Annotated in this window: 8 protein-coding genes; 1 reads left to right on the top strand and 7 read right to left on the bottom strand. The window is 43.5% G+C overall.

Annotated elements, in window-relative coordinates; genetic code table 11:
- Window positions 1-6 precede the first annotated feature (6 nt).
- On the bottom strand, window positions 7-1,182 hold the full coding sequence (locus AC3CKG_RS22270) for an MFS transporter (RefSeq protein ID WP_065111335.1): 1,176 nt from the start codon (window positions 1,180-1,182) through the stop codon (window positions 7-9).
- Between the two features lie 280 nt (window positions 1,183-1,462).
- Here AC3CKG_RS22270 and AC3CKG_RS22265 point away from each other — a divergent pair, with 280 nt between their 5' ends.
- Complete coding sequence (locus AC3CKG_RS22265; protein ID WP_488529380.1) at window positions 1,463-2,353, top strand: LysR family transcriptional regulator; 891 nt, start codon at window positions 1,463-1,465, stop codon at window positions 2,351-2,353.
- Between the two features lie 93 nt (window positions 2,354-2,446).
- Here AC3CKG_RS22265 and AC3CKG_RS22260 read toward each other — a convergent pair whose 3' ends face one another.
- The 6 genes from AC3CKG_RS22260 to AC3CKG_RS22235 all read right to left on the bottom strand — a co-directional run bounded on the left by AC3CKG_RS22260 (window position 2,447) and on the right by AC3CKG_RS22235 (window position 12,470).
- On the bottom strand, window positions 2,447-7,426 hold the full coding sequence (locus AC3CKG_RS22260) for a transporter substrate-binding domain-containing protein (RefSeq protein WP_488529379.1): 4,980 nt from the start codon (window positions 7,424-7,426) through the stop codon (window positions 2,447-2,449).
- Window positions 7,419-8,444, bottom strand: coding sequence for a response regulator (locus AC3CKG_RS22255; protein WP_065111338.1), 1,026 nt, complete (start codon window positions 8,442-8,444; stop codon window positions 7,419-7,421). The genes AC3CKG_RS22260 and AC3CKG_RS22255 overlap by 8 nt, the downstream gene beginning before the upstream one ends.
- 320 nt (window positions 8,445-8,764) lie before the next feature.
- Window positions 8,765-9,529, bottom strand: a complete 765-nt coding sequence (locus AC3CKG_RS22250) for an iron ABC transporter ATP-binding protein (protein WP_102513311.1) — start codon at window positions 9,527-9,529, stop codon at window positions 8,765-8,767.
- Window positions 9,530-9,541: 12 nt separating this feature from the next.
- Window positions 9,542-10,492 carry an iron chelate uptake ABC transporter family permease subunit gene (locus tag AC3CKG_RS22245; RefSeq protein ID WP_065111340.1) on the bottom strand — a complete coding sequence of 317 codons (951 nt, stop codon included), beginning with the start codon at window positions 10,490-10,492 and terminating at the stop codon, window positions 9,542-9,544.
- Window positions 10,485-11,438 carry an ABC transporter permease gene (locus AC3CKG_RS22240; RefSeq protein ID WP_102343959.1) on the bottom strand — a complete coding sequence of 318 codons (954 nt, stop codon included), beginning with the start codon at window positions 11,436-11,438 and terminating at the stop codon, window positions 10,485-10,487. The genes AC3CKG_RS22245 and AC3CKG_RS22240 overlap by 8 nt, the downstream gene beginning before the upstream one ends.
- A gap of 99 nt (window positions 11,439-11,537) precedes the next feature.
- Window positions 11,538-12,470, bottom strand: a complete 933-nt coding sequence (locus AC3CKG_RS22235) for a siderophore ABC transporter substrate-binding protein (protein WP_488529378.1) — start codon at window positions 12,468-12,470, stop codon at window positions 11,538-11,540.
- Window positions 12,471-13,346 lie beyond the last annotated feature (876 nt).

The raw sequence follows: 13,346 nt of genomic DNA, 5'->3' as shown, positions 1-13,346 counted from the left end.
GAACCATTACACAGGCTGCTTTTGAATTCGTGACTTACGCGCACTGAATGCAAACAACAAAATTACGGCCAAAACGAACGGTAAAACGTAAACATTAAGGTTTTGCCAACCCACCGTTGACTCCAACCAACCAGACAGTAGCGCCGTGACAGTCACACAACCAAACACAACAAATTCATTGAACGCTTGTGCCTTGGCTTTGTTTTGAGCTTGATACGACTGGCTGAATAAACCTGTTGCAGCGATGAACATAAAGTTCCAACCCACACCAAGCACGACCAAAGCCGCCCTGAAGTGCCAAATTGATACGCCATGGATATTGATGGCAATACTCACCACAAATAACACACCACCCGCAAGGATCATCATCCTTGAGCCGAACTTCTCGATGAGGGAGCCCGTAAAGAATGCAGGCACAAACATACCCAATACGTGCCACTCAATCACACCAGCAGCTTTCGTAAAATCGAATCCGCAACCAATCATCGCCAATGGTGTTGCCGTCATCAAAATGTTCATTACGGCGTAAGCAACCATGGCCGCAAACACAGCACCAATAAAGTTCGGCGCTTTCACGATCACACTTAAAGGATCGGCTTTGGGAGCCTGACTATTAAAAGAGACCTTAGGAAACTGAATGGTTTGTAACAAGGCTAAAGCTAAGATGTTTAGGCCGATCAGCGAAGCAAAAGCACCGATGTACAAGCCATCTGCTGACCATTGTTGAGACATGATCGCTAAGTTAGGCCCGAGTACCGCCGCCAAGACTCCACCAGCCATTGATATTGAAATCGCACGGTGGCGGGCATTTTCGTCACACACTTCAATTGCCGCGAAGCGATAAAGCGTACCAAAACCAATACCTATCCCGAGCAAAAATGTGGCGAAGCAAAACAGATAGAAATGTTGCTGAGATAAAGCGTAAGTTGCAAGGCTTGCTCCGGTAATGCCAACCACATTACCGATACTAAACCCTCGTTTTCGTCCTAATTTTCCTGAAATTAAAGACGCAGGAATAGTGGCTGCCATTAAGCCTAAAAACTGCAGCGCAACAGGCAAAGTAATCATGCTGACACTGGGTGCAATCTGTTTGCCTATCAAGCCAATCACCGAAATCAGTAATATGTTGCCCGTCATCAACAAGGCCTGACACAGTGAGAGCAGCCAAACATTTCTATTCATCTTCGTTCCTAAATATGAGCACAGTTGGTCACTAGACCAAAAATCCAACAAAGTCGCAACACTTTGTTACGTGTGATGAACTCAAGTAAATGACCATTCGCTTAATACCTCGAACAATATTCCACCAATGATGCTTTGATCTTCGTCGCTTTACGCTCTAGAGTTGAAATTATCATTACATGAGATAATAATAATTTTTTGTTATTCAGAAGCTTTGTTATTTAGAGGCTCTGTTACTTATAAGCCTTTTATCCATAGGCGTTAACATTTAAAGGTGAGTATGATTAATCCACTTTGGCTCAATACATTTAAGACTCTGGTTGAAGTTGGTCATTTCACCCAAACTGCAGAAAAGCTGTATATGACACAGCCTGGCGTCAGCCAACACATCAAAAAGCTTGAGCAAGCCTGTAACTGTGACTTGTTATCGAGAGAAAATAAGAGTTTCGAACTGACCGAACAAGGTCGGATTATGTATCGCTACGCTCTTAAACTGGAAAAAGACCAAGAAGATTTATTCGAATCTCTGAGTTTCGACAACCCTTATTCTGGGCAATGTCATCTATCCTGTTCGGGTTCACTCTCTTTGCGTCTGTATCCCAAGCTTCTTGAACTGCAGCAGCAACATCAAGACCTGAGCATCAACCTAGAAGCGGCACCGAACAAAAAGATATTGAACGATCTAATCCAAGGCACCACCGATATTGGAATCGTCAGACATTCACCCAATGACAGCTACTATCAGAGCCAAGTTATTGGTAATGAGGCGCTGTGCTTAATCGTCCATCATAGTCTTGCTGACTTAGAGATTACCCCTGAAGCACTGCACAATATCGGTCTCATAGCCCATCCAGACTCTGCTCACTACCTGTCTTTGTATTTTGACCTATGCGGAGATAAAGACTTAGCGAACATCAACATCAATGAAATACCGAAGTCTGGCTACATTAATCAACTTCACCAAATTCTATTACCCGTATCAAAAGGGCTTGGGTTCACCGTGTTACCCGCAGGAGCTGTCGAAAACTTTCCCGACAGAGATCAGTTGCACGTTGTGCCACCTAAAGTGAAGGTTGAAGAAACACTGTATTTGGTTCAGAAAAGAAATCGAAAACTGCCGCACAGATACAACACCCTTATCGATCTCATCAAACAACACGTCAGTAATTAATCCGAGACACAGAAAGAATTAAAGCCTTTAGCTAGTTCGTTATTTCACTGTAAGAATAAAGGCTTGAATGTTGGAGTGATGTTCAAAAGACAGCTACTCAGAAGCGCTCAGAACCTCTTTGGCTCGTTCAAAGTCGTAATTATCTAACGCACTTTGGACATCTTTAAGAACTGCTGAATGTGGATACTGTGCCAGTAATTCAGTCACGCATTGGGTCGCATCGTTGTCATAAGCACCCAACAGCGAATACAACTGAGCACGCTGCTCTTGAGTGATATTAGGCGAATTCGATGCATCAGCGCTTCTCACATCAGTTTCTTGAGTACATGCCGTTTCAACACCTTCAGCACCTTCAGCACCCAACGTATCAAAGCTGCTCTCAACCGCTTTAATCAATTCGATTAACCCAAGATCAGCTTGTTTAAGATCCTGCTCATTACACGCCTTGTTATGGGCTTTGTTTTCTAGACCACCGAGTTGTTCAGCTAGTTGCAACCCGCCAATAGAAGCCGCCATGCTTTTTAACGTATGTAGATTCCGCTCTAACATCACCCATTCATCTTGCATTAGGTTGTCGAAAGTTTCCGACATAATGTCAGGCGCCCCTTGGCAGAATCTACCAAGCATCTTCTCTTGCAGTTTCACATCATGATGAGTCAGCTGACCGAACCTTGGTAATGAGAAAACAGGGAGAACCATCAGAGCATCAGAGCTTAATGTCGAACTATTAGGGCTGCTATCTTGCATCCTACCTGAAGGAGACTCTAACGACGCTTTACCCTCAACCAAAACCTCTGGCACGATGTATTTCGTAATCAAAGAGGTGGCTTTATCGATGATAATTGGCTTATCCAAGAAGTCCGTGACTCCAGCCTCTCGCGCTCGCTGTTTCGCATCAGCAAACACATTGGCCGACATCGCAATAATTGGTACATCTTTATCAAACTCACGAATCAAACGTGTAGCTTCGAAACCATCCATGATCGGCATTTGCAGATCCATAAAGATCATCTCGTATTCATTGCTTTGAGCTAACTCCAGTGCCTCTTTTCCATTCTCTGCCAAGTCGGCATTCAGATTAGAGCGGGTGAAGAATGCCAAAGCTAAATCTTGATTTAGCTCATTATCTTCGACGAGCAATACCCTTTGACCTTTGAACTCTATCTGGTAATCCAGTTGCAGCTCTTGGGCTTTAAACTCTGCCAATTCTTCAATGCTTGATCTTGGCAATGTTAGAACAAACGAAAACTCGCTGCCTTGCCCGAAAACACTCTCAACACTAATTTGGCTACCCATTGCGCGAACCAATTTCTGGCTAATATTGAGTCCTAACCCTGTACCACCGAATCGACGCGTGGTTGTACTATCAGCTTGGCTAAATGCTTCAAAGAGCTTGTGTAGATTCTCATCAGAAATTCCTATGCCAGTATCGGCCACCATCACCCTCATAGTCAGGCTGTTATCGTCTGATTCAACAAGGGCTACAGTTAGCGAGACAGTGCCAGTTTCCGTAAACTTAATCGCATTACCAACAAGGTTAAGTATTACTTGGAATAGCCTTAATGGATCGCCGCGCAGAGGAGTGTCTAACGCAGGGTCAACCGACATCGACAAGTTGAGTTGTTTTTCAGCCGCTTTGGACTCCATAAGATCAATCACATCTTGGAAAGTCGCTAACGAATTAAATGGAATACTATCGATAAACAACTGCCCTGCTTCAATCTTAGAAAAATCGAGGATGTCGTTGATGATGCTTAATAGTGAATGCCCAGAGCGATGCACTTTTTCGACATAGTTTTTCGCAACCGGATTCGCTATTTCTCCGATAGCGAGATAAGACAGGCCAATAATCGCATTCATTGGCGTTCTAATTTCGTGGCTCATGTTAGCCAAGAATTCAGACTTCGCTTGGCTTGCGAGATCGGCTCTCTGTTTCTCTTCTTCAAGTTGCTCGTTAAGACGCTTCATTTCAGAAATATCGAACGCCCAGAACAGCGTGGCTATCTCGCCATCTAGCTCAAACAAATAGTAACTGACTAGAGCGACAAACCGTGTTCCATCAGACCTTCTCAACACCAGCTCTTTGTTGACGACCTTTCCATTAAGTTTAAGCTCTCTATGTAATTCATCACGAGCAGATAAAGAATCATGAATGGCAGCCACGTCAATTGAAGAAAGTTCCTTGTCTTCCACCCCAAACAGGCGTTTTGCAGTGTCATTGGCATAACGAACCTGCTCCTCAAACACCACTGCTGCGGCAATCGGGGAGCTATTGAGCATGTTGTAGAGCTGATCCTGAGCCTTCTTAAGTGCTTCTGTCGCATCATTGGCAATACTTATCTGCTTGGCGAGTTTTCGATTCCAGAAAACGATAAGTAGAACGATCACCAAAGCAAAGCCTGAAATGGTATAAACCAATTCGTAATCGACTCTTTCTATCGCTTTTGGCGCTGCCCATTTCGCCGATATCTTTTGGTGTTCTTCAGCAGAAATACTCTCAATCGCCTTATTCACAATCGAATAAAGCAAAGGCTCAGATTTGATGACATGTAAAGTGGGTGAAAGGAAAAAATCAAGTCGTCCGACAATTCCAATCTCTCGATGACCAAATGAATCAATGAGGTAATTGAGGACATCAACAGTGTCGATCATGCCGTCTAAGACCCCATCATCTAATCTGTTCAGCCCATCAGCTGTTGAATCAACCAGCACCCACTCAACGTTTGGGTATTTCTCCACTATCGCATCAGTGTTTGCGGCATTTTTCAAAATACCAATTTTCCATCCAACCGCTTCTTCTAATACTAAGCTAGTGACATCTCGCCTTGATGCGATCGCCAAGCGGCTCGAAAACAAGCTTTGTGCTGCTCTAACGCTTTCTCCGAATGAGTGGTTTTCTTGAGCCGCAGAAACCAGGTCAACCTCTTGATGATCAACTAAGCTTCGGGTTTCAGACCAACTTGCGACATCCACATGATTAATACTTAGCCCTGTTTTCTGCTCAATGAGCGTTAGGTAATCGTCAATCATCCCGATGTATTCACCGGTATTTGATACCGCTTCATAAGGCAGCGAGTTAGGGTCGATACCTATCCGCACATCCGGGTTGTCTTTAATCCACAGCCTCTCTTTTTGGCTTAGGTTTAAGATCTCTCCAGTCAGATTATTCATTTGGTAAACATCAGAGATATAGCGTTTCGCCGCATCACCGAATGAACTAAATTGTTCGATGGATGGAAAGTAAACATGATTTCGGTCTAACGACTTAATATCAAAGTAGAAAGTCATAGAACCAGAGTTCGTGCTTCCACCTTTGGTCCGGTAGTTCGCTACCTTGGTCACCGACGAAAAGTGAGAGGTGTTCTTCTTCTCTCCATATTCATCAACTAGGTTACCGATATACCAAGATTTGATCGGGCGATTATTGTTATCTGCTTGTGCCGTGATCACCTGAAACGACCTGTCCGTGTCGAAAATTTCAAAAACTTCCGTCAAATCTTCAAGGCGATCACTGACGATAAAATATGCGGATATTTGCGCGATTATATTCGCTTTTTTAAGGACTTGGCTTAAATCACTCTGAACCTGAATCTCGATAATTTGATTTAAACCATCATCGGCCTGTTTTAGCTTTTTAATCGCGGCATTGAAGCTGTCTCTGATTTCTTCATTCTTAAAGTCAACATAGATCGGATACTCAGCCTTATACTCGTCATGTAACGTTAGCTCTGCCATTTCAATAAAACGAGTATTGGTGATAAACCACTCCAGCACTCTGCGTTCAACCATTAACAGGTCAATGTTTTGAGCCCTCAATTGTGAGAATGCCGATTCGAGACCTTCATAATCTTCGACACGCTCGATGTCCAACTTACCCTTCAGTATTTCAACAGAATTTTTGATTGGAGAGGTCTCGTCAAAGAGTAATGCCCCTAGTGACAAGTTTTTCTGGGACTTGAGGTTAAGCTTGCGGCGAGTCAGTGAGACAGGAACAAACTCAACATTAAGAACGTTATCACTTAAAAAGTGCGTATTGGGGTCATCAAACTGAACGCCAGAAACAAAGGCAATAGAGTTATTATTATCTATGGCTTTGCGAGCTGCGCTAGGGGGAAGAGTGACAACGTCACCCAACTTATATCCCATATCATTAAGAGCACGCTGAAGAATGTCGTGTTCTAGCCCGACCGCAGTGCTGTCTGGGTACATATACGGAGGGTTACCAAAACCGAACACGCCTTTTAGTGGCACTCGATAAGGAGAACTATCTAGCCACTTTGATAGAATTTGGTTCTTGTTATTAACGTCGAAGGTTTCAACCTGTTTGTTGATTAGCGTCAGAAGCTCTGGTTCGTCGGTACGAATCACCATTGATGCTTCTAACCTTTTCCAATGCTCCAAAACATAATTGACCGCGAGATCATGCACGCCAATTTTTTTCGCAAGATCCATGGTAGTGATAGGCTCACCGACTATGCCTTCGACATCGCCAGCCCCTAACGCACGTACTGCATCAATAACGTTATCAAAATCCACTCGCTCAATAGCGCTCAATTGGACACCGGCTCGCTCCAAGTCGATATTTTCATTAACCATCGCGATGCGGCGCTTTTGAGTTTGGTCGATGTTAGTATCTATTTTGTTGTCGATGGGAACAATCACTGCGACCTGATAAGGAATATAGGGATCACTCGCAAGAAAGCGACCACCTTCACTTGGGTCAAACTGTTGGAATGGGAATACATCGCCTCGCCCGTCGACTAACGCGGCTTTAGCTTCGACACGCGAGTTAACTGTGACAAACCGAACATGAACACCAAAACGCTGTTCAAGATCCAATGTCCAATCTTTGATGATCCCAGAAACCTGCCCATCATCATCGATGAATGAGTAAGGATAATGGTTGGCCAAGACAACAAAAGTTACCGTTGGTTGATTTCCCAACCACTGATTTAACTCAGTATCTGTTACCTCAGCAGCATTCGTAGGTCGCATTAGCAGAGGCCACACCAAAAGTGTAATGACCCAAAAAACAACCAAACGATTTAGCGACGACATAAAGCGATCACTCATCTTTAAATTGCTCTTTAATACTTAAGATTTGAGATAGGTTTTCAAACAGTAACTCTACAATTTTTGGGTCAAAGTGTTTGCCTTTTTGTTCTTCAAACAAGCTCAGTGCCTCATCAACACTCCATGCTTTTTTATACGGTCTCTCTGCTGTGAGAGCATCAAACACATCAGCAACCGCGGCAATACGCCCTACCAAAGGAATGTCTTCACCCGCGATCTGGTTTGGGTAACCGCTGCCATCCCATTTTTCGTGATGATATTGCGCCACCTGAATCGCCATACGCATCAGTTTGGAGTCACTCTGCCTACCGAGGATTTCAACACCATACTCGACATGCTTTTGCATAATGGTCCACTCGTCGGCGTCCAATTTACCCGGCTTGAGTAACACGCTATCGGGAATACCAATCTTGCCAATATCATGCATTGGAGCCGCGTCACGCAGAGTTTCAGCGTCTTCGTCTGTCATACCTAACGCCTTGGCTAATATTTCACAATAATGGCTCATACGCATCACGTGCATACCCGTTTCATTATCTTTGAATTCAGCCGCCCTACCCAATATGTTCAGCGTCTCTAGCTTGCCTAGATTGATCTCTTGGGTTTTCTCTTTTACCTGACTAAACAACGCGCGTTGTTGATCATAAAGTGCGATATGCGTTTTCACACGCTGCAGTGCGATTGCAGGGGTTATCGGCTTGGTTAGGTAATCGACAGCCCCCAAGGAGAGCCCTTTTACTTCAGCTTCAGGTCCAATTTTGGCAGTCACGAAGATAATGGGAATATGCGCGGTATTGGGCTGTTCTTTGAGCTGTCTGCAAACTTCATAACCATCAATATCTGGCATCATGATATCGAGGAGAATGAGGTCTGGCTGAGGCACCATCTTGGCTATCTTGATGCCAATGGTACCGTTAATTGCTACTTTGACTTGATAGGTATCTTTAAGTATTGCAGTCAACACATCCAAATTGCTTGGGGTGTCATCCACGACTAACACTATGGGTTTACGACTCATTGATACCTCGTATAAAAATCAAACAGTTATAACCATAGTGTAGATCGATTTTTAGAGGTTAATCAGAAAAAATAGCAATTGTTTTTTGAAAGTGAAGAGTAGATCTTCGAGTGACATCAAACCAACGCTTATCGAAGTATGACCAGTCAATATTACGTCGATTAAGTCATTATAATACAAAGGAAATTATACAAATTACTTTTGAAGCCAGACCTTTTATTAACAAAATACAAACTGGCAAAAACAAAAAGAGCTCCTCACTTGGGAGCTCTTTTCACGTAAGTCATTAGAAAATCAAATCGCCTCGCGGACCCAGTAACCTAACGACCTGAATAATACATACAGATTCGAACGCCATCGAACTCACGAATCTCAAATGGGATCTCGTAGATCGATTCCATCACTGATTTTTCAACCACTTCCGAAACCTTGCCCGACTTAACCACCTGGCCTTTTTTCATCGCAACAATGTTATCTGAGTAGCACGAAGCGAAGTTGATGTCGTGAATCACGATCACCACCGCTTTATTAAACTCATGCGCTAAACGACGCAGCGTCTGCATGATCTCCACAGAGTGTTTAATATCTAGGTTGTTTAGTGGCTCGTCTAAGAACACATAGTCGGTATCTTGTGCCACAACCATCGCGATAAACGCCATTTGACGCTGACCGCCACTGAGCTCATCTAAGTATTTGTTTTGAATATCGGTAATACCAAGGTGCTCTAACGCCGTATCAACGACTTTATGATCTTCGTCTTTCAAGCGACCTTGGGAATGCGGAAAACGACCAAAACAAACCAGCTCACGAATTGTAAATCGCATATTGATGTTGTTTGATTGTCTTAAGACGGCAAGGTGCTTCGCCAGCTCTTTGGTATCCCATTCAGCCAGTAACTTATCGCCAATAACGACCTCGCCCGCATCACTTTCTGTTAAGCGGCTTGCCATTGAAAGAAGCGTACTTTTACCCGCACCATTTGGGCCAATGATAGAAGTCACTTCCCCTTTCGGGAACATGGCACTGGCATCATCCACCACAAGTGTCTTGCCATACTTCTTACTCAAACCTGTTAATTTAATCACTACTTACTACCTTTACTGAATTCTGGTGCGTAACAACAAGAACATAAAATACAAACCGCCGACCAAGTTAATGATCACGCTCACAGTGGTTTCAAACGCCATTACTTTTTCGATAAACCATTGGCCTGAAACCAATAGAACGACCGCTAACAAACTGCTCGCGATGATAAGCACACGATGTTGATAAGATTTGAATATCTGACGAGCTAAGCTGACGGTGATTAAACCAAAGAACAGCACAGGGCCAACCAAAGCCGTCGATACCGCGACCATCACTGACACAATCACCAAGGTAATCTGAGTCAATCGCTTGGTATTCACGCCCAAGCTTGTCGCGTTATCGACACCAAGCCAAAGCACATCAAGCTTAGGCGCTAACAACCACAGGCCAAGCAAGCTCGAACCCAGTGGAATAAGGCTGAGGTAAACCAGTTCACCTTTCACGTTATTGAAGCTCGCGAACATCACATTTTGCAGCACGGCAAACTCGTTCGGATCAATCAACATCGCAAGGAAGTTAGCCAAGCTTGAGAATACGCTGCCGCACACAATACCAATCAACAACAGTGTAAATACGTTGTTTCGCTTACTCTTAAAGTAAAAATGGAACAGCGCAAACGAGAACAAGATCATCACAGTCACAGACAATGAAAAGTTCGCGATTGCATCAATTACCCAAAAGCTAGTACCACCAAACACAAACAGAAGCACCGTTTGCACCAGCATGTACAAACTGTCAAAACCCAAAATTGAAGGGGTTAGAATTCGATTATTGGTGATGGTTTGAAAAACCAATGACGATGCAGAAATCGCCACCGCCGCCAACACAATCGACAGCAATTTTGGTAGTCGCAAAGACAAGAAGAACTCGTAGTTATCCCACGTAAGTCCCTGCCCCACAAATACTGCCGCCATCCCCAAAGACGCGATAGCCAGAATCGCAATTTTTACTGAATCACGCATTCGACTTGTCTCTCATGATTAGGTAGATAAAAATCAAGCCGCCAAAGATGCTGATTACCATCGAGATTGGAATCTCGTAAGGGAAGATGACGATTCGAGCTAACAAGTCGCAGGCCAATACCAAGATCACGCCCCAGTAAGCTGTCCAAGGCAGAATCTTCTTCATGTTATCGCCCATCATCAGCGACACGATATTCGGCACGATAAGGCCAAGGAATGGGATAACACCAACAATCATCACCACCGAAGAGGCACAGATCGCGACAAGAGCAACACCAATGAAAACGATCTTTTGATAATTGAGGCCGATGTTTTTTGCAAAGCTTTCACCAATACTTGCCGCACTGAACTGGCTTGCAAAGTAATAAGCCAACACACAAGCAGGAACCGCGAGGTAAAGGATTTCATAGCTGCCTTGCAATACACTCGCAAAGTTCGCCATTGTCCATGCCGACATGGTTTGTACTAAATCGTATTTGTAAGCAATAAAGGTTGTTAGAGATGAGACAACGTTGCCATACATGATGCCAATTAAAGGCACCAACACCGCATTCTTGAACTTGAGGTGTTGTAAGAAGCGAACCAACAACATAGTGCCTAACACCGCAAACGCAAAGATAAAGCCTAAGTAGCTCCATTGCGCGGCATTACCCAGCACCAGAATACCGACGATGTAACCCAACATGGCGCAATCAATCGTGCCCATCGTAGAAGGAGCAGCGAACTTGTTCTGAACAATCTGCTGCATGATAAGGCCAGAAACACTTAAACCCGCCCCAGCTAGCACGATCGCGAACAGTCGAGGTATCCGACTAACAACATAAATGGAATTGGCGTGTTGGTTGCCATTGAAGAAGTCACTAAAACTGATTTCAGCGACCCCAATCATCAATGACGTAACGCATAACACAACAAGAAATACAGCAGCGGCAATGGGTTTCAACATAGAAATAATACTAAAGGTAGGTCTCTTTGAGTCCATATGAAAAGTGAAAAAGGGCTTATAAGAACGTTCTTATAAGCCCGAAAATCTGATGATTGGTGACTATTGAATCGTGCGTTCAATATCACCCAACATTCTGTGAATCGCTGTCACGCCACCACCCGCCAAATACCAAGCACTTGAATCAAGGTAAACGATGTTGCCTTGCTGCGCTGCAGGTGTCGCCGCAACTAATGGGTTATCAAACAGCTGTTGTGCGCGACCTTCTGACTTACCAATCGCTTTTTCACGGTCGAGAACGTAAAGTACTTCAGGTTTTGCATCGGCGATGTATTCGAACGAGATTAGGTTACCGTGTGTCCCTTTAATTGGCGCTACTGTCGCACTCTTTGATTCAACGTATCCGAAGTCATCAAAGATGATTGAGAAGCGGCTACCTTTGTTGAACATCGCAATGTTATTACCGTTGTTCATCAGCATCATCGCAGTGGTTTCGCCAGACGTTACTTTGTCGTTTACCGCTGCAATAGAATCTTGAGTCTCTGCGATGATCGCTTCAATTTCTGCTTGTTTATCAAACAGCTGACCGAGTGCGCGCCAGTTTTGTTGAGCGTCAGTCCAGTACTTGTCACCCTCAATAGAGAACATGATGGTTGGAGCAATTTGCGCCAACTTGTCGTAAACCTTAAGCATACGGTTTTCTGCGATGATCACATCAGGCTTCAACATGTAGATAGCTTCAAAATCAGGTTCGCTCAACGAGCCAGTGTTTGCTGTCGTTTCTTTGTATGACGTAAGGTAATCAGGCATTAAACTGTGAGGCGCGCCTACTGGTTTCACACCAATTTTATCCAGCACATCCAAGCTACCAAAACCCAGAACCACAACTCGTTGTGGCACTTCATCAAACTGTGCAGTGCCCTTTACGTGCTCAATAGTCACGGTTTCCGCTTGAGCGGTCATCATCAAAGACGATGCAAGTACGATGGCAAGTCCGCTCAATAACTGGCGAACTGAATTAATAGTTTTCTTCATGTTTCTTCCTTTGCCATTGAGATAAACCACCACTCATGACAATAAAAGTCACACTACTCATAGATGAGCATGGGGAGTACACAACTGCTAAATAACGATAATTTAAAGTTTGCCATGGAATTGACAACAAACTTGTAACGCAAGTGATAATTATTATCAATTATATTTGCGATAAAATTGAGGCACAACTATTTTGTTATTCAGAAACGTAAAAGTGGGTATTCATGTTTTGCGTAGTCGGGAGAGAATTGAGAGTGACTCAAAAATGACAAAGGCAGCGAAGGGAAAAATGATCACAAGTTAGAGAGGAAAAAAGATGGTAAAAACAAGCTAAACCGTAGAGCAGGTAAAAAGCAAACACGACTAATATGTGTATAAGCATTAAGTGTAAACACACACCATAGCCCCTGAAGTCACTAGACTTCAGCCAAAATTTCGAATTACAATTTACAATGTAAAGATGCTATATAACAGCCACTTAAGAATCTACAAATTTGCCGTTAAATTGACATTACTCATTGTAAAGAATACGACTAGATGCAAAATCACAGATGGGTTAAAAACACATGACTCATCACACCCCCTTCGTTCACTCATCCTCAACAGATGATGATAAATCAATCAAAAATATTTTTAAAATTAATTGAAAATAGGGTTGTAATTTAAAAAACTAGGCGTATAGTTCGCCTCCTGGCTCTAATCTATAGAGCTGTTAATGCTAAAGTAAGTCCAAGTTCCACAAAGACAGTTCTCGATTCCTCGTTACACCATCTCTGCGTCAGCTTTCACCTAGATAGTCATTCAATAGCTTTTAAATCAGATCCCACTACCGTTCTATTCATCATTTGCTTTCTTTTTAGCGAATTCAAAATAGAT

This window comes from Vibrio sp. QJM3NY_15 (assembly GCF_057785995.1).
Note: the sequence above shows the minus strand (reverse complement) of the source record. Positions and strands in the feature narration are given on the sequence as shown.